Source organism: Xanthomonas sp. SS (assembly GCF_014236835.1).
Lineage (GTDB): Bacteria > Pseudomonadota > Gammaproteobacteria > Xanthomonadales > Xanthomonadaceae > Xanthomonas_A.
In genome coordinates, this window is the sequence record NZ_CP051190.1 from 544,959 (window position 1) to 562,724 (window position 17,766).

General features: G+C 68.3%; 12 protein-coding genes. 8 read left to right on the top strand and 4 right to left on the bottom strand.

Annotated elements, in window-relative coordinates; genetic code table 11:
* Nucleotides 1-63 precede the first annotated feature (63 nt).
* Entirely contained in the window at nt 64-1,794 is a 1,731-nt protein-coding gene (locus HEP74_RS02435; protein ID WP_185815037.1) for a M28 family metallopeptidase, read from the bottom strand.
* Nucleotides 1,795-1,878: 84 nt separating this feature from the next.
* Nucleotides 1,879-2,541 (bottom strand): DUF4097 family beta strand repeat-containing protein, encoded by a 663-nt coding sequence (locus HEP74_RS02440; protein ID WP_185815038.1) that lies wholly within the window; start codon nt 2,539-2,541, stop codon nt 1,879-1,881.
* 161 nt (nt 2,542-2,702) lie between these two features.
* On the opposite strand from HEP74_RS02440, the gene HEP74_RS02445 reads away from it, so the two are divergent.
* Together HEP74_RS02445 and HEP74_RS02450 are read left to right on the top strand one after the other, a co-directional pair.
* Nucleotides 2,703-3,956 (top strand): murein hydrolase activator EnvC family protein, encoded by a 1,254-nt coding sequence (locus HEP74_RS02445; RefSeq protein ID WP_255427940.1) that lies wholly within the window; start codon nt 2,703-2,705, stop codon nt 3,954-3,956.
* Nucleotides 3,957-4,061: 105 nt separating this feature from the next.
* Nucleotides 4,062-5,564, top strand: a complete 1,503-nt coding sequence (locus tag HEP74_RS02450; RefSeq protein ID WP_185815039.1) for a S41 family peptidase — start codon at nt 4,062-4,064, stop codon at nt 5,562-5,564.
* Between the two features lie 180 nt (nt 5,565-5,744).
* Here the strand turns inward: HEP74_RS02450 and HEP74_RS02455 are convergent, their stop codons facing one another.
* Together HEP74_RS02455 and HEP74_RS02460 are read right to left on the bottom strand one after the other, a co-directional pair.
* On the bottom strand, nt 5,745-6,065 hold the full coding sequence (locus tag HEP74_RS02455) for a DUF1820 family protein (protein WP_142742976.1): 321 nt from the start codon (nt 6,063-6,065) through the stop codon (nt 5,745-5,747).
* Between the two features lie 40 nt (nt 6,066-6,105).
* Entirely contained in the window at nt 6,106-6,798 is a 693-nt protein-coding gene (locus HEP74_RS02460) for a rhomboid family intramembrane serine protease (RefSeq protein ID WP_009605019.1), read from the bottom strand.
* A gap of 232 nt (nt 6,799-7,030) precedes the next feature.
* Between HEP74_RS02460 and HEP74_RS02465 the strand changes: the two genes are divergently transcribed.
* The 6 genes from HEP74_RS02465 to HEP74_RS02490 all read left to right on the top strand — a co-directional run bounded on the left by HEP74_RS02465 (nt 7,031) and on the right by HEP74_RS02490 (nt 17,686).
* A complete protein-coding gene (locus HEP74_RS02465; protein WP_185815040.1) occupies nt 7,031-8,368 on the top strand; it encodes an outer membrane protein transport protein in 1,338 nt (445 codons plus the stop codon).
* 632 nt (nt 8,369-9,000) lie between these two features.
* Nucleotides 9,001-11,982: a TonB-dependent receptor gene (locus HEP74_RS02470; RefSeq protein ID WP_185815041.1), complete on the top strand. Its 2,982-nt coding sequence runs from the start codon at nt 9,001-9,003 to the stop codon at nt 11,980-11,982.
* Nucleotides 11,983-12,054: 72 nt separating this feature from the next.
* Nucleotides 12,055-13,926, top strand: coding sequence for a beta-galactosidase (locus tag HEP74_RS02475; RefSeq protein WP_185815042.1), 1,872 nt, complete (start codon nt 12,055-12,057; stop codon nt 13,924-13,926).
* Between the two features lie 70 nt (nt 13,927-13,996).
* Complete coding sequence (locus HEP74_RS02480; RefSeq protein ID WP_185815043.1) at nt 13,997-15,370, top strand: APC family permease; 1,374 nt, start codon at nt 13,997-13,999, stop codon at nt 15,368-15,370.
* Complete coding sequence (locus tag HEP74_RS02485; RefSeq protein WP_185816461.1) at nt 15,367-16,293, top strand: carbohydrate kinase family protein; 927 nt, start codon at nt 15,367-15,369, stop codon at nt 16,291-16,293. Before HEP74_RS02480 ends, HEP74_RS02485 begins: the two co-directional genes overlap by 4 nt.
* Nucleotides 16,274-17,686, top strand: coding sequence for a family 4 glycosyl hydrolase (locus HEP74_RS02490; RefSeq protein WP_185815044.1), 1,413 nt, complete (start codon nt 16,274-16,276; stop codon nt 17,684-17,686). The genes HEP74_RS02485 and HEP74_RS02490 overlap by 20 nt, the downstream gene beginning before the upstream one ends.
* Nucleotides 17,687-17,766: the final 80 nt, after the last annotated feature.

Genomic DNA, 17,766 nt, shown 5'->3' on the forward strand with positions numbered 1-17,766 from the left:
GGGATGAAACGACAACGGCGCCGCAGCGCCGTTGTCGTGACATCGCAAGAACGCGTCAGCCGATCATTTGCCAGGCGTGGCCGGCGCCTGCTTGGCATTGCCCATCATGCTGTCGCGGGCGGCCTTGAACGGATTGTCCTGATACCAGTTGGGCCACGCGTCGCCCGCGGCCAATCCCTTGCCGACGCCGTAGACGGCCTGCAGGTCGTCCATCACCCCGTCGAGCTTCCAGGTCGCCGGATCGTACTGGTCGGCGGGCGTGTGGTAGCGGTGCTTGCCGTAGTCCTCGGCAGCGCGCTTGCCGGCATCGATGCCACCGTCGACCAGATCTTCGCCGCCATCGATGTACAGCGCCGGCACGCCGGCCTTGGCGAAGTTGAAGTGATCGGAGCGGAAGTAGAAGCCGCTCTGTGGCGAGGATTCGGCATGCAGCACGCGGCCCTGCGCGGCGGCGATCGGCTTGAGCAGGTCCTCCAGTTCGGAGCTGCCGAAACCGTTGACCACCAGGTCCTTGGCGCGACCGGTGACCGGCATCGCATCGAGGTTGATGACGCCGGCGATCTTGTTCAACGGGAAGGTCGGGTGGGCGACGTAGTACTTGGAACCGAGCAGGCCCGACTCCTCCAGCGTCACTGCGAGAAACACCACCGAGCGTTCCGGCTTCGGTTGCTGGTGCACGAACGCGTCGGCGATTTCGAGGATGCCGGCGACGCCGGTCGCGTTGTCGACCGCACCGTTGTAGATGTTGTCGCCGCTCTCGCCCTCGTGCTTGCCTAGGTGGTCCCAGTGCGCCATGTACAGCACCGCTTCGTCGGCACGGCTGCCGCCGGGCAGCACGCCGACCACGTTGCGCGATTTCTTCTCGGAAATCGTGCTCTTCAGGTCTACCGACAGCTTGGCCTTCAGCGGCACCGGCTTGAAGCCGCGCTTGCTCGCGTCCTTGTAGGCCTGGTCCAGATCCAGTCCGGCGTCGGCGAACAGCTGCTTGGCGGCCTGCGCGGTGATCCAGCCCTGTGCCGGGATGCGCGGTTCCGGGTCGTCCTTGGCCGGCAGGTCGTACTGCGCGCCGGACCAGGAGTTCTTCACCACGTCCCAGCCGTAGCTGGCGCCGGGGGTGTCGTGCACGATCAGCGCGGCGGCCGCGCCCTTGCGCGCGGCTTCCTCGAACTTGTAGGTCCAGCGCCCGTAGTAGGTCATGCGCTTGCCTTCGAACAGCGCGCCGTCCTCGGTGTGGAAGCCGGGGTCGTTGACGAACATCACCACCGTCTTGCCCTTCCAGTCCTGGTCGGCGTAGTCGTTCCACTTCTGCTCGGGCGCGTCCACGCCGTAGCCGACGAACACCATGTCGCTGGCGTCGATCTTGACCTCGGTCTGGCCGGTACGGGTGCCGATCACCATGTCGGTGCCGAACTTCAGTTCGCGCGGCTTGCCGTTCTGCTCCAGCTTCAGCGTGGTGGTCGGGTCGGCCGTGGTCTCGGTCATCGCCACGTCTTGGAACCAGCTGTCGCCGTTGCCCGGCTGCAGGCCGATGCGCTGCATCTGATCGCGGATATAGGAGACCGTCTTCTCTTCGCCCGCCGTGCCGGGGCCGCGGCCTTCGAACGTGTCCGAGGACAGGGTCTTGACCAGTTCGCCGAAGTCGGCCGGCGTGATGTCGGGAGAAAAGGCGTGGCCCGCGGCGGCCACCGGAGCGGGCGCGGGCGGCGCGGCATCGGTGGCCGGGGCCGGCGTCTCGCGCTTGCACGCGGTCAGCGCGGCCGCGGCGGCCAGGCACAGCACAAGCTTGCGGGACATGGGGGCTCCTGGGGTGTGAGGAATCCCGATTCTATAGGCAAGTCCCGCACGCGCGCCGCCGGCAGTGCGTGCGGCGCGGCCGGATCAATTCTCCGGCGCGGTGTCGCCGTCGAACGGCTGCGCGGTGGCGCCGCTGATCGGGCCGGTCTTCGCGCTGCGGTGCACGTACAGGGTCACGTCGCGCTCGAAATGCAGCGGGCCGTCGATCACCGCGCGCGGGCCGATGATGATGCGCGGCTTGCGCGTCGGCTTGAACGAGATGCTGAAGCTCGGCTTCTTGATCTCGATGCCGCCGCCGAGGTGCGAGTCGCGGCCGACGGTGATGTCGCCGTTGACCGTCTCGATGCCGCCTTCCAGTTGCGTGGCGACCAGGCCGATGCTGCCGTTGACGCTTTCCACACTGCCGCCGATGCGCCCGCCGCGGTCGACGAAGATGCCGCCGTTGACCGTCTCGATGGACTTGGAAATCTGCACCTGCGAGCCCACGCGGATGCCGCCGTTGACGGTGGACAGGCCGCCGGTCTGCGCGTTGTCGGCGATCTTGAGGCCGCCGTTGACGGTTTCCACGTCGCCGACGCTGGCGCCGGATTCGACGGTGATGCCGCCGTTCACGGTTTCCAGGTCGCCGTACTGCTTGCCGGATTCGGCGGTGATGCTGCCGTTGACCTTGCTGATGCCTTCTGCGGCCAGGGCAGGGCCGGCGGCCAGGGCCAGCGCCAACAGGACCGATACATGCGTACGCTTCATCACCCACCTCCGGACGCCGGCCAGTCGCGGCACCTACTTGTGCGGCGATCACAACACGCTTCGCTACAATCCGCACCTGCCTGAAGTCATTGGACCAGCCCTTGCCCGCAACCGCCTCCGCTTCGTTGCGCTCCGCCTCGCCTACCGTGCCGGGGCGGCGCCTGCGCGCGCCTGGGCACGCGGCAACGAGGTGGCTGGCGGGGACGGTGCTGCTGCTGATCGCGACCCTGGCCCTTGCGCAGAACCCGCGCGAGGCCGAGCGCCGGCTGGAGAAGGTGCGCGGCGAGCTGAAGAGCGTGGCCGAGGAGCGGCGCGAACTGGAAGGCAAGCGCGGCGATGCCGCGCGCCAGCTGCGCGATGCCGACGAGAAGGTGGCCACCACCGGGCGCAGCCTGGCGCAGACCCAGCAGGCGCTGCAGCAGCACCAGCAGACCCTGGCCGAACTGGAGCGCAAGCGCGACACGCTGCGCAACGGCCTGGTGCGGCAGCGTGCCGAACTGGCGCAGCTGCTGCGCGCGGCCTATGCGATCGGCGGCAATGCGCCATTGAAGCTGCTGCTGGCGCAGGACCGGGTGGCCGACGCCAACCGCTTGCTGGCCTATCACCGCTATCTGCAGCGCGAGCGCGCGCAGCGCATCGCCACGCTGACCCATGAGCTGCAGGCGCTGGAACAGGTGCAGCGCGAGGTCGCGGCAAAGCGGCAACAGCTCAGCGCGGCGCAGCGCCAGCAGCAGGAACAGGCGGCGGCGCTGCAGCGCGACCGCAAGCAGCGCGCCAGCCTGGTGTCCGAACTGGACGAGCGCTACCAGGACCGCAGCGAGCGCGAGAAGGCGCTGGGCCAGGACGCCAAGGCGCTGGAAACGTTGCTGGCCAATCTGCGCGCGGCGGCGGCGCGGGCCGAGGCCGAGCGGCGTGCCGCCGCCAAGCGCGCGGCGGCCGAGCAGGCCGCGCAGGCCAAGGCCGCGGCGAAGAATCCGTCGCGCGGCGGCAGCAAGGTGCCGCCCAAGGTGGTGGCCTCGGCGCCGGCGCTGAAGGTCGGCGGCCTGGGCTGGCCGCTGTCCGGCGATCTGATCGCGCGCTACGGCGGCAAGCTGCCCGATGGCCGCACCAGCAACGGCGTGCTGATCGCCGCGCCGGCCGGCAGCACGATCACCGCCGTGGCCGACGGCACGGTGGTGTTCTCCGACTGGATGACCGGTTACGGCATGATCCTGATCGTGGACCACGGCAACGGCTACATGAGCCTGTACGCGCACAACGACACGCTGTTGCGCGATCCCGGCGCGCGGGTCAAGCGCGGCGATGCGGTGGCCAAGGTCGGCAATTCCGGCGGCCAGGGGCGCCCGGCGCTGTATTTCGAATTGCGCCGCAACGGTCAGCCGGTGGATCCGTCGTCGTGGCTGCAACGGCGCTGAGGGCCGCCGCGCCGGGGCATTCAACGCGAATTTAGCCTGGCTTCGCGCATAATCCGGACAGCTGCGCCGTGCACGGCGCAGGCCATCCCCTAATCGGAGTGCTTCATGCGCGTAGTTCTGTCCGCTGCCCTGTTGCTTGCTCTGGCGCCGCTGCCGTCGATGGCGCAGAGCGCCGGCGAACAGACGCCTTCGGCCCCCACCGCCAGCGCCGACGATCCGGATGCCACCGAATCGGCCACCTCGCGCGTGCCGCTGGACGAGATCCGCCGCTACGTGGCGGTGTACAACGCGGTGAAGGAAGCCTACGTCGATCCGGTCGACGACAAGAAACTGATGCAGTCGGCGATCCGCGGCCTGCTGCTCGACCTGGATCCGCACAGTACCTATTTCAGCAAGGAAGACGCCGAGGCCTTCGACGAACAGGCCACCGGCGCCTACGACGGCATCGGCGTGGAACTGCTGCAGCTGCCGGACAACACGCTGAAGGTGGTGTCGCCGATCGACGACACGCCGGCCGCGCGCGCCGGCGTGCGCTCGGGCGACATCATCGTCGCCATCGACGGCAAGCCGATCAGCGCGGTCAAGGCGATGGAGCCGTTGCGCGGCGAGTCGGGCAGCAAGGTGGTGCTGACCATCGTCCGCGAGAAGCTGGACAAGCCGTTCGACGTGACCCTGACCCGGCAGACCATCCGCGTGGCCAGCGTGCGTAGCCGCATGCTCGAGCCGGGTTACGGCTACATCCGTATCAGCACGTTCCAGGCCGATACCGGCGCGGACTTCCACAAGCAGCTGCAGCAGTTGCAGGCGCAGTCCGGCGGCAAGCTGCGCGGCCTGGTGCTGGACCTGCGCAGCAATCCCGGCGGCCTGTTGACCGCGGCGGTGCAGGTGGCCGACGACCTGCTCGACAAGGGCACCATCGTGACCACGCGCGGGCGCATCTCGGTCAGCGATTCCAAGTTCGACGCCACGCCCGGCGACCTGCTCAACGGCGCGCCGATGGTCGCGCTGGTCGATGCCGGATCGGCCAGCGCCTCGGAAGTGCTGGCCGGTGCGCTGCGCGACAACAAGCGCGCGCGCATTGTCGGCAGTCGCACCTTCGGCAAGGGCTCGGTGCAGACCGTGCTGCCGCTGGACAACGGCGATTCGGTCAAGCTGACCACGGCGCGCTACTACACGCCCAGCGGCAAATCGATCCAGGCCAGCGGCATCGTGCCGGAGGTGGTGCTGCGTCCGGAAGAGAGCAAGCAGGACGCGGACAAGCCGGCGGTGCTGGCCGACTACAGCGAAGCGACGCTGCCCGGCCACCTGCACGGCGACGACGAAGGCGCCGAGGGCTATAGCGCCGGCGACGTGCTGCCCGGCGACGCGCCGATCGCGCAGGCGCTGGCCGAACTGAAGCAGCCCGGCTCGGTGGCCAGGGCCACCGCGGCCAAGCAGGCCAAGGCGAAGCCGAAGGCGGCTGCGCCGACTGCGGCGAAGCCGGCGACGCTCGCGCCCAAGAGCGTGGCACCGAAGACCGAAGTGCCCAAGGCCGATGTGCCGGCCGCAGAGACGCCGAAGGCCGATCCGCCCAAGACCGACACGCCGACGCCGCCTTCGGGCGACTGACGCGGCGGCGGCGGTCGCACCACGCCGCGCAGTTCGATCCGGACGCTGTCCACTGTAGGAGCGGCTTCAGCCGCGACCGGGCGTTACCGGTAACGTCCGGTCGCGGCTGAAGCCGCTCCTACAAAATCACTGGGCGCCGATAGCGGCGCGGCGCTGACCGGCACTCTCACCCGCATGCGCTCAGCGCGGTTTGCCCGGCATCGGGAACGGGGTGATCACCTTTTCGCCGGTGGCCGCGTCGCGGATCGCGGACTGGCCTTTCTTTTCCACTTCCTCGATACGCACGATGCTCTGCATCGGCAGGTGCAGCATCTTGGTGTCGCCGAATTCCTCGCGCAGGCGTTCTTCGGTGGGATCGACCACCAGGCCGTCGTGCAGGTCGAACACCAGCCCGCCGATCTCGCTGAAGCCCCACAGGTGACTGCTGCCCACGTGCTGCGCGTACAACTCGTACACCTTGCCGTGGTTGAGGAACGTCACTTTGTACAGGGACTTGGCCATGCGCGAAGTATAGAGCGCGCCCGCGCCGCGGCGTGGCCGATCAAAAGCCCTTGCGCTTGCGCAGGCGCCGCGCGATCGCCGCGCGCACGTACAGCCCGTACCCCATGCCGAGGGTGAAGCCGGTCAGGTGCGCGGACCAGGCGACCATGCCGAACGCCGGGCCGATGTAGGCGAACACCACCTGCAGCGCCGCCCAGGTGCCGATCAGCAGCGAGGCCGGCGCACGCACGAATTCCAGGAACAGTCCCAGCGGCAGCACCACGCCGAGCTTGGCGCGCGGGAACAGCGCCAGGTAGGTGCCGATCAGCGCCGAGACCGCGCCGCTGGCGCCGATGATGACCCGGTCCGGGGTGCCGATCGCGAACACCGCAGCCAGGTTGGAGAGGGCGCCGCCGCCCAGGAACAGCAGCAGGAAGCGCCACGGCCCGAGCACGCGCTCGGCGGGCAGGCCGAAGATCAGCAGGAACACCAGGTTACCGAGCAGGTGCGACCAGTCCGCATGCAGGAACAGGGCGGTGAACAGCCGCAGCACGCTGCCGTCCTGCACCGTCGCCAGCCAGTCGCGCGGGCTGGCGACGCCGGCCGACAGCGCGCCCCAGTCCAGCCACAGCGTGGCGCGGGCCTGGTTGGGGCGGCTGATCGACCACAGGAACGCCAGCCACATCGCCGCGAACAGCAACGGTGTGGCCCAGCGCAGCGTGGTCCGGTCGCGGGAGGGAATGGAGACGAACATGCCAGTACCGGGGAACGTGGCCCGTAACGATACCGGCTCCCTCCGGCTGAACGCACGCCTACTCTGGGCAAAACTGAACGGGCGGTATTGTTATTGTTCGGTTAACGCAGCGGGGTATACTGCATACGGCGTCGTATGTCGGGAGGGGACTCCGGCGCGCATTTCCGGCTTGCTCAGCTGGGATGCGCAGACGCGAACACAGACATTTTCGTCTTCCGGAGAGTAACAAGCCATGCAAAACGCAACCCAGTTCGTCCGCTTCACCGCCCTGGCCGTCGGCATCGTCGGCGCCCTGACCATCGGTCAGGCGCACGGCGCCGCATTCCAGCTCAAGGAAAACAGCGCCAAGGGCCTGGGCCGCGCCTTCGCCGGCTCCGGCAGCGCCCCCGGCGACGCCTCGATCATCGCCAACAACCCGGCCGGCATGCGCCAGCTCGACGGCAAGGTGTTCCAGGCCGACGTCAGCGCGATCCAGTTCGCGGCCAAGTACGACGGCACCGGCACCTACGCCACCGGCTCGGCGATCTCCGGCGGCAACGGCGGCGATGCCGGCACGATCGCGCCGGTCCCGGCGGTGTACTTCCACCTGCCGTTCGGCGAAAACAACAACATGCACTTCGGCACCTCGCTGACCGTGCCGTACGGCTTCAAGACCGAATACGACCGCGACTGGGTCGGCCGCTACAACGGCGTCAAGACCGAGCTGCAGGCGATCGACCTCAACCTCGCCTTCTCCTACGACGTGAACCCGTACGTGTCGTTCGGCGCGTCGGTGTTCGCCGAGCGCCTGGACATCGACCTGTCCAACGCGATCGATCTGGGCAGCGTGCTGGCCGCGCGCCGCGTGCCGGGCTTCGCGCCGGGCAGCGCCGATGGCTACTCGCGCATCAAGGGCGACAGCACCGATTTCGGCTACACCCTGGGCGGCCTGTTCAGCATCGACGAGAACACCCACATCGGTTTCAGCTACCGCTCGAAGGTCGAGCACAAGATCACCGACGGCACCGCCGACTTCACCACCCCGGCCAACGCCGCCACCGTGCTGGCCGTCGCCGCGCCGGGCACCTTCGTCGACACCAAGGGCCGCGCCACGGTCACGCTGCCGGCCAGCGCGACCGCCAGCTTCACCCACAACATCAACGAGCAGTGGACGGTGATGGCCGACGTCAGCCGCACCGCCTGGAGCAAGTTCGACCAGGTGACGGTGGACTTCGCGAACAACCAGCCGAACAGCGTGCTGAACTTCGCCTACAACGACACCACCTTCGTCTCGATCGGTGCCGACTACCGCATGAGCGACACGCTGACCCTGCGTGGCGGCCTGGCCTACGACGAAACCCCGACCAGCAACGAGCACCGCGACGTGCGCGTGCCCGACGCGAGCCGCAAGTGGGTCTCGCTGGGTTTGAGCTGGCGTCCGTCCGAGCAGGCCGAGTACAGCTTCGGCTATACCCACCTGTTCACCAGCGACCCGAGCATCAACTCGACCACCGCGACCGGCAACACGCTCATCGGCAGCTACGACGTGAGCGGCAACGTGCTGGCGGCGTCGGTCAACTACAAGTTCTGATCGATCGCTTGCGCGACAGTGTCGCGGCGCAGGCCGCGCGCAAGGAGAGCCCCGCTTCGGCGGGGCTTTTTTTATGCGCGTTTCCCTGCTGCGGATGCGGCTTCGCGCATACCGCCGCGAATGCTTGACAGCCATCCCACCCTGGCGTAGAAGGTTTGTGAAGCCGATGGGGATGTGACATCGGCATGCGGCCACGGCAGTCATGCCGTCGCCATCTGGCCTGCGGTCGACGAATGGGAGAGGTTGGCAATGCACTACCGCGAATCGACCCCTTCGTCCTGCGCTGCAACGCCGCGCTTTTCCTGTACTGCGCCTTCGGCACTGGCTGCCGTGCGCGTTTCCCAAGGCGTGCCGGCATGACCGTTCGCCACAAGCTGAGTGCCCTGCGCTCACGCGACAAGTGCGTCGCCGGCTACTCGCCGCCTCGACGCTAATCGTGCATCGCGGTCTGATCTGACCGACGCACTCGCGTTTGTTTCCCGTGTCCCGTTGCCCGTGCGCGCCCGTTTATGCGCGCAGCGTCGCAGCGTGCGCGCCATGCATTCGCCGTGCGTCCGGTCGGTACCAACGACATCCGGGTTGCCGACATGCGTCGCGCCCGGTGCATGGCACTTTTGGCGAGGGGAAGCATCATGTGCAGTGGCAAGCGTTCGAACGGCAAGATTCTGGTTGAGGCGATTCTGGCGGTGCTGGGGGCGAGCGCCGCATTGACGGCGGTGGCGGGAACGGTGACCGGCCAGGTCAGCGTGCAAGGCAGCGGCAAACCTGCCGCGAACGCGCGGGTCGGCATCGCCGGGACCGCGTATGGCGCGGTCACCGATGCCAATGGGCATTTCGTCATCGCCGACGTGCCGGCAGGGCAATACGCGCTGGAGTCGAGCTACCCGGGTTTCAGCGCGGCGCAGACCAGCTTCGAAGTGAGCGACAGCGGGACCACCGCGCTCAGTGTCGCGCTGGACGAGGTCAAGCAGCTGAAGAACATCACCGTCGTCGCCAATCGCTACGACGCCAGCAACCTGAAGATGAATGCCGTGAACACGGTGGACGTGCTGTCCGCCAACGACCTGCAGCACACCGCGGTGCACAACGTCGCCGAGGCACTGGGGCTGATCTCGGGCATCAACATCACCACCACCGGCTCGGGCTATTTCGGCGGCGTGGATGGCGCGGCGCGCGGCGAGGGCATGTTCGCCTCGGTGCGCGGCCTGCCGTCGGAGTACAACGTCAACCTGATCGACGGGGTCACCGTCGCGCAGGGCATGCCGTACAGCCGCAGCGTGCAGCTCAGCCTGCTGCCGCCGTCGGGATTGCAGACCATCGTGGTCAACAAGACCTCCACTGCCGACATGGACGGCGACGCGATCGGCGGCACCATCGACTTCCGCACGCCCACCGCGTTCGACTACAAGCAGACCACCAGCGGCAGCGTGACCGGCAGTGGTCGCCTGGAGAGCCGCGCGCGCGATTACGGCGGCGACGGCCTGGGCGGCGGCCTGGCCGGCGAGTTCCAGCACAAGTTCGGCGACGAACAGCAGTTCGGTTTTTACGCCAGCGCCTACTACGACTACCGCACCTCGACCAACAGCGAGGTGGCCGCGGCGACCAGCGCGCTCAACGATCACTCGTGGGCGTTCCTGCATGCCGATGCCGACGGCGGCAACGCCGCCGGCTACGATCCGCAGCACAACCTGACCAGCACCGGCATGAACGTCGGCGTGGTCGCCGGCTGGGAACGCCGCTATGGCGGCAACGCCTCGTTCGACTGGCAGGTCGACGACAGCCTGTCGCTGTATGCGCGCGCTACCTATGCCTACGCCAAGACCGACCAGGGCACCACCTTCGTGCAGTTGCTGCCGCAGGACGTGACCTACGTACCGAGCGCGACCGCAGGCGTTTACACGCCCAACATCGGCCGCATCGCCTCGCGCTTCTGGTACGAGACCAATCCGGAAATCGCCGACCTGGCGACGTTCCAGATCGGCGCGCGCAAGACCTCCGGCGGCTGGACCTTCATGCCGAACCTGTTCTACAGCTTTGGCGACAACGACCGTCCGGATCACGTCGAGATCGACGGCCGCGAGGACAAGTTCTCGCAGACCAACTACGCCTACTCCGGCAGCAGCCTGGTCAGCTACGGCAGCGGCGCCTTCCCGTATCCGCAACTGACCCCGGCGTTGCTGGCGCAGGTCAACAATATCCCGTCGCTGTACGCCAGCAGCTACGGCGAACTGACCAAGATCTATTCCGGGCAGAAGAAGGGCGGCGCCAAGTTCGACGTGCGCTACGATTTCGAGGACGGCGCGCTGTCGGCGCTGCAGTTCGGAGTGAAGTACAGCAAGAGCTCGCGCAATTTCAGCAACCGCGACTGGTGGACCGGCGGCGTCGACGACACCAGCACGCTCGGCGATCTGGGCATCTTCAACGGCAACTACAGCGCGATCTTCCCCGGCAAGTATCCCTGGGTCACGCCCAAGGTCAGCGAGACTGCGGTCAGCAACGTCATCTACAGCCATCTGCGCGACGACGACCTGGACAGCTGCGGCAAGGCGTATTACGTCAACAACTGGAACTGCAACACGATGCGCGGCACCGAGGCGGTCGCCGCGGCCTATGCGATGGCGACCTTCTCGCTCGGCAACCTGGAAATCGTGCCGGGCGTGCGCTTCGAGCACAGCAGCATCCACAACACGTTCTGGGTGACGCCGTCCGATGCCGATGGCAACGAAACAGTCGGTTATTTCGACAGTAACCACACCGCCTACGACGAACCGTTGCCGAGCGTGTTCCTGACCTGGCGTCCCGACGCGCGCACCGCCTACCGCGCCTCGCTGTGGACCAGCTATACCCGGCCCGCGTTCGTGCAGTTGGGCGGCGGATCCAACATCAGCATCTCCAACAGCGTCCCCGCCGTCACCACCATCACCCAGGGCAACCCGGACCTGAAGCCGATCGAATCCACCAACCTGGACCTGTCCGGGGAATGGTCCACCGAGCACGGCGGCTTCTTCTCGGTCGCCGGCTTCTACAAGCGCCTGCGCAACTACATCTACGACGCTGGCTCCGGCCAGGCCAACCCTGGTTCCAGCGGCAGCGGCACGGTGTTGTATTCGATGCCGACCAACGGCGGCGACGGCCGCGTCTACGGCCTGGAGGTCAGCGCGCGCCAGCGCTTCCAGGACCTGCCCGAACCGCTGAACGGCCTGGGCGTGAGCTTCAACGCCACCCGCCAGCATGCGCGTGCCGACCTGGGCATGGACGGCTTCGAGAACGAGCACATGCAGTCGGCGCCCAATGCCATGGCCAACGTCGAGCTGTTCTACGAACGCGAGCGTTTCTCGGTGAACCTGAGCTACCACTTCAGCAGTTCCTACCTGCTCGGTTACGACTATCTGCACCAGGGCGCGACCTGGGACGACCTGTGGGCGCGCCCGACCCGGCGCGTGGACCTGCATGCCGGCTACCACTTCGACAACGGCCTGAGCCTGGATCTGTCGATCTCCAACCTGACCAAGGAGTACAGCTACTGGGCGCATGTGGGCCGCAGCGATCTGGCGGTCTCGGACATCGTCGATGCCGGCATGACCACGTTGCTGACCGCCAAGTACGCGTTCTAGCCCGCTCTCCGCAGGATCGGGGCGGTGCGCGTTTGCGCCGCCCCCTTGCGCACGCCGCCTTCGGAGACCTCGATGAAACGTCGCAATTTTTGCCTGCTCAGCGTGCTCGCGCCATTCGGGATGGCGGCCGCGCCAGCGGCTGCGATCGCCACGGTTGCCGCGCCCGAGGCGGATGGGCGTCCGCACACGTTCGGTTTTGCGCAAGGGCAGTTCGCGCTCGACGGCCAGCCGTGGCAGATCCGCAGCGGCGAGATGCATCCGCTGCGCATTCCGCGCGAGTACTGGCTGCACCGGATCCGCATGGCCAAGGCGATGGGCCTGAATACCATCGCGCTGTACCTGATGTGGAACGCATTGGAAGCCGAACCGGGCGTGTTCGACCTGGACACTGATCGCCGCGATTTCGTCGCCTTCATCCGCCTGTGCGCGCAGGAAGGCATGTGGGTCTATCTGCGGCCCGGGCCTTATGTCTGCGCCGAGTGGACGCTCGGCGGCCTGCCCGCCTATCTGTTGCGCGAGCCCGGCATGCGCCTGCGCGATGCCGGCGATGCGCGCTACATGGCGGCGGTGCGGCGCTACATCGCCGCGGTGGCGCCGCGCATCGCGCCGCTGATGGCGGCGGCCGGCGGGCCGGTGCTGATGCTGCAGGTCGAGAATGAGTATTCGATGTTCGGCGACGACGTCGGTTACCTGCAGGCGCTGCGTGCGCTGTGGCAGGAACACGGCATCGACGGGCCGTTCGCGGTCGCCGACGGCATGAAGGACCTGCGCCGGCGCAAGGCGTACCTGCCCGGCGCGGCGCTGGGCCTGGACGGTGCCGACCTGGCCGACCTGCAGCACGGCCGCGCCTTCGCCGGCGATGCGCCGGTGTGGGTGGCCGAGGGCTATCCGGGCTGGCTGACGCACTGGGGCGAGGCCGATTTCGCGCGGCGCGACTACCTGCCGACGCTGCGCCGGCTGCTGGCGCACGGGCATTCGTTCAACCTGTACGTGGTGCATGGCGGCAGCAACTTCGGCCTGAGCGCCGGTGCCAATGCCGACGACGACGGCTCCAACTTCCAGCCGGCGTTGACCAGTTACGACTACGGCGCGCCGATCGACGAGCGCGGCGCGGCGACGCCGGCGTATTTCGCGATGCGCGACGCGATCGCCGCGTCTGTGCCGCAGCGCTTGCCGCTGCCGCCGGCGCCGCCGCCGCGCACGACGTTCGCGCCGACGCTGGCGCTGCCCTATGCGTCCTTGTGGGACAACCTGCCCGCGGCGCCGGTCGCGACCGTGGCGCCGACCGGCAACGAACTCCTGTTCGGCCAGGACCAGGGACTGGTGCTGTATCGCCGCCGCATCGGTCCCGGCGCACAGTTGCGCGTGGACGGCGTGCACGACTACGCGGTGGTGCAGGTGGATGGCGAGGAAGCGGGGCACGTGTCGCGGGTGCGGCACCACGCATTGCACTCTTCGCCGCAGCTGGCGCTGCCACGGGCGCAGCAGGCCGAGCGCACGCTGGAGATCCTGGTCGACAGCTTCGGCCATGTGAACTTCGGTCCGGCGCTGGGCGATGCCAAGGGCCTGCTCGGCGAGGTGCAGTTGCAAGGCGCGCCGCTGCAGGACTGGCAGGCGTATCCGATCGCGCTGGACGACGCCTGGATCAAAGCGCTGCAGCCGCTGCGCGCGGCGTCGTCGCGGCCGGGGCTGTTCTTCCGTGCGGAGATCGTGGTCGAGTCGCCCGGCGACGTCTACCTGGACATGCGCGAGTGGGACAAGGGCTATCTGTGGGTCAACGGCCAGTTGCTCGGCCGTTACTGGCGCATCGGGCCGCAGCAAGGCCTGTATTGCCCGGGGCCGTGGCTGCGGCCAGGCCGCAACGAGGTGCTGGTGTTCGATCTGCACCGCACCCGCGCTGCCGCGATCCATTGCGCGAATGCGTTGCAAGGAGCGCGCGCATGAGCCTGCGCCGCATACACACCGACCGTCTCCATCCCACCCATTGCGTCGCGCCGGCGACAAGGGAGTCCGCATGCTGCTGACCACGCCCGATGCGACGCGCCACGATGCCGAGCACGCGCCGCCGCGCGCGATCGGATTCTGGGGCGGGCTGTCCGCGAACCTGCTGAACATGGTCGGCATCGGCCCGTTCATCACCATCCCGTTGGCGTTGTCGGCGCTGGCCGGACCGATGGTGCTGCTGGGCTGGGTGGCCGGCGCGCTGCTGTGTCTGTGCGACGGCCTGGTCTGGGCCGAACTGGGTTCGGCGATTCCCAAATCCGGCGGGCCGTACCACTACCTGCGCGAGGCCTATGGCCGCGACCGCCTGGGCAGCCTGTTCGGTTTTCTCTACCTGTGGCAGACGCTGCTGACCGCGCCGTTGTCGATCGGTGCGGCGGCGGTCGGCTTCACCCAGTATCTGGCGTTTCTGGCGCCGGGCCTGGCGCCATGGCAGCTGACCGCGATCGCCGCGGCGCTGTGCCTGTTCAACACCGCCTTGCTGTACCGCGAAGTGCGCTCGGTGCAGGTGCTGTCGCTGCTGGTCACCGCCGCGGTGGTGGCGGCGGTGGTGTGGATCGTGGCCAGCGGCCTGCTGCATTTCGACATGGCGATCGCGCAGCGTTTCCTGCATGCCGGTGCGGTCTCGCCGCACGGCTTCTGGCTCGGCTTCGGTGCGGTGGCGCTGATCGCGGTGTACGACTACGGCGGCTACAACAACGTGTGCATGCTCGGCGGCGAGATCCGCCAGCCGCGGCGCAACATTCCGCTGGCGGTGCTGTGTTCGATCCCGATCGTGGCGGCGCTGTACCTGGGCTTGAACGTGGCCATCCTAGGCGTGCTGCCGTGGCAGCAGGCGGCGCAGTCCAAGGCGGTGGTGGCCGACTTCATGCAGGCGATCTACGGGCATGTCGGCAGCACCATCGCGGTCGCGCTGATCATGCTGGCCAGCTGGGGCTCGGCGCTGGTGGTATTGCTGGGCTATTCGCGGGTGCCGTACGCGGCGGCGGCCGACGGGCAGTTCTTCCGGGTGTTCGCGCGGTTGCATCCGCGCGGCCGTTTCCCGACCGTGTCGCTGCTGTTCGTCGGCGCGACCTCGGCGCTGGCCTGCCTGCTGTCGCTGGACGATTTGATCGCCACGCTGATGGTCATCCAGATCATGTTCCAGTTCATGGCGCAGTGTCTGGCGGTGGTGCTGCTGCGGCGGCGCGCGCAGCGTCCGCGCGATGCGTTCTCGATGCCGTTGTATCCGTGGCCGCTATGGGTGAGCGTGGCCGGCTGGCTGTACATCCTGGCCACCAGCCAGGGCCGCCACCTGCTCGCGGCGGTGGTGGCGCTGGGAGTGGGCACGGCGCTGTTCTTGATTCAAGCCAGGAGGCAGGGCACATGGCCTTGGACAGCGCGATGAGCGCGTGCGACGTCGCGGTGGTCGGCGAGATCTATGCCGATCACATCCTCAGCGGTTTCCAGCGCTGGCCGCAGCCGGGCGAGGAAGCCCTGGCCAGCGCCTATCTGCGCGAGCTCGGCGGCGGTACCGTCAACACCGCCTGCGGGCTGGCGCGGTTGGGGCGCAGCACGCGGCTGATCGGCCTGATCGGCGAGAGCGACCGGCCCTGGTTCGCGCAGCGCCTGGGCCAGTTCCAGGTGCGCAGCGACGGCTTGCGCAGCGACCCGGCCGGCACCGGGATCACGGTCAGCGTGTCGATGCCCGACGACCGTGCGTTCTTCACCTACCTGGGCGCCAACGCGCAGCTCGATGCGCTGCTCGCACGCGCCGAGGTGCTGGACGAACTGTGCGCGGCGCGCCACGTGCATTTCGCGATGCCGCTGTCGCGCGCGCTGGCGCAGACGCTGCTGCCGGCGCTGGCCGCGGCCGGCTGCACGACCTCGCTGGACGTGGGCTTCAGCCCGGACTGGCTGGCCGCGTCGCACAACCTCGCCACTTGCCGCGAGGTGGATTATTTCCTGCCGAACCAGAAAGAGGCCGCGCTGCTCGGCTGCGGCGACGGCGCCGAGGCATGCCGCCAGTGGGCGCAGACGCTGGGCTTGCGCCATGCGGCGATCAAGCTCGGCGGCGCCGGCGCGATGGTGGTCGATGCGGCCGGCGCGCGCCGCGTGGCCGCGCCCGCGGTGCAGGTGCGCGACACCACCGGCGCCGGCGACGCCTTCGATGCGGGCTTCATCGATGCGCTGCTCGACGGCGCAGGACTCGACGACTGCCTGCGCCGCGCCTGCTTCTGCGGCGCGTCCTGCTGCGCCGCGCTCGGCGCGCTGGACGGCCTCCCCGATTTCGACCAACTGAGGAACTTCAATGACAGCAACGAATCGTAAGATCGCCTTGATCGGCGGCGGCGGGGTGCGCTCGCCACTGGTCGTGTATGGGGTCAACGAGGCGGCCGCGGCACTGGGCGTGGAGGAGATGGTGCTGTACGACCCGGACCCGGAGCGCGTGCAGTTGATGGTGGCGATGGGCCGCGCGGTGGTGACCGAGTTCGGCGGCGACTTGCGCCTGCGCGCCGCCGATTCGCTGGAGGATGCGATCGAAGGCGCGGACTTCGTGCTCAACAGCATCCGCATCGGCGGCATCGCGCAGCGCGCCGCCGACGAGCGGGTGAGCATCGATCAGGGCTATCCGGGGCAGGAGACCACGGGCCCGGCCGGCGTGGCCATGGCCTTGCGCACGGTGCCGGTGTCGATCGCGCAGGCGCGGCTGGTGGAGCAGTTGAGCCCGGATGCGTGGCTGGTCAACTTCACCAATCCGGCCGGGCTGATCACCCAGGCCGTGACCACGCATACCCGCGCCAAGATCGTCGGCATCTGCGATACCCCGACCGAACTGTTCCACAACATCGCGCATGCGCTGGGCGCGCACCACGCCGCGGTGGAATGCGATTACGTCGGCCTCAACCATCTGGGTTGGGTACGCGGCGTGCGCCTGCACGGCGAAGAGGTCATCGACCGGCTGCTGCAGGACGACGCACTGCTGCGCCAGCTGTACCTGGCGCCGCTGTTCGACTTCGACATGATCCGCGAGTTGCGGCTGATCCCGACCGAATACCTGTTCTTCTACTACGAGCGGCGCCGCGCGCTGGCCAACCAGCGCACCCAGGGCGGCAGCCGCGGCGCCGAGATCGAGACCTTGAACCACGCCTTGATCGCCACGCTCGGCAGCCGCCTGCAGGCCGGCGACGGCCACGGCGCGGTGCAGGCGTACGCGGCGTATCTGAACCAGCGCTCGGGCTCGTACATGAAGCTCGAGGCCGAAGCCGGTTCGGCGTTCGATGCCGGGGTCAGCCTGCAGGCCGATCCGTTCCGGGTCAGCACCGGCTATCACCGCATCGCCATCGACGTGATGAGCGCGCTGACCGGCGCAGTGCCGGCCAAGATCGTGGTCAACGTGCGCAACCAGGGCGCGATCGCCGATCTGCCCGACGACGACATCGTGGAGATTTCCTCGCACATCGACCGCGACCGCATCGTGCCGTGCCCGACCGCGCCGCTGCCGGATGCGGTGCATGGCCTGATCCGTGCAGTGAAGGCCTACGAGCGCGCGGCGATCGAGGCGGTGCTGTCGGGCAGCCGCCTGACCGCGCGCAAGGCGATGCTGATCCATCCGGCGATCGGCGAATGGACGCCGTCGCACGACTTGCTGGAAGGCCTGTTCGGGCATCTCAGCGACGACGGCCAGTGCCTGTGCCAGGGGCCGATGCATTGGCATGGCTAATTGGCGCGAGTGCGCGGCGACGGAGATGGATCCGTTGCCGCATGTGCCGAGTTCTTGTGTGATTTTTTTGTAGGAGCGGC

Excerpts from the sequence above, each read along its gene's own strand:
- HEP74_RS02475 (WP_185815042.1), top strand. The coding sequence starts at position 12,055 with ATGAAACGTCGCAATTTTTGCCTGCTCAGCGTGCTCGCGCCATTCGGG.
- HEP74_RS02490 (WP_185815044.1), top strand. The coding sequence starts at position 16,274 with ATGACAGCAACGAATCGTAAGATCGCCTTGATCGGCGGCGGCGGGGTG.
- HEP74_RS02460 (WP_009605019.1), bottom strand. The coding sequence starts at position 6,798 with ATGTTCGTCTCCATTCCCTCCCGCGACCGGACCACGCTGCGCTGGGCC.
- HEP74_RS02465 (WP_185815040.1), top strand. The coding sequence starts at position 7,031 with ATGCAAAACGCAACCCAGTTCGTCCGCTTCACCGCCCTGGCCGTCGGC.
- HEP74_RS02480 (WP_185815043.1), top strand. The coding sequence starts at position 13,997 with ATGCTGCTGACCACGCCCGATGCGACGCGCCACGATGCCGAGCACGCG.
- HEP74_RS02440 (WP_185815038.1), bottom strand. The coding sequence starts at position 2,541 with ATGAAGCGTACGCATGTATCGGTCCTGTTGGCGCTGGCCCTGGCCGCC.
- HEP74_RS02435 (WP_185815037.1), bottom strand. The coding sequence starts at position 1,794 with ATGTCCCGCAAGCTTGTGCTGTGCCTGGCCGCCGCGGCCGCGCTGACC.
- HEP74_RS02450 (WP_185815039.1), top strand. The coding sequence starts at position 4,062 with ATGCGCGTAGTTCTGTCCGCTGCCCTGTTGCTTGCTCTGGCGCCGCTG.
- HEP74_RS02455 (WP_142742976.1), bottom strand. The coding sequence starts at position 6,065 with ATGGCCAAGTCCCTGTACAAAGTGACGTTCCTCAACCACGGCAAGGTG.
- HEP74_RS02485 (WP_185816461.1), top strand. The coding sequence starts at position 15,367 with ATGAGCGCGTGCGACGTCGCGGTGGTCGGCGAGATCTATGCCGATCAC.
- HEP74_RS02470 (WP_185815041.1), top strand. The coding sequence starts at position 9,001 with ATGTGCAGTGGCAAGCGTTCGAACGGCAAGATTCTGGTTGAGGCGATT.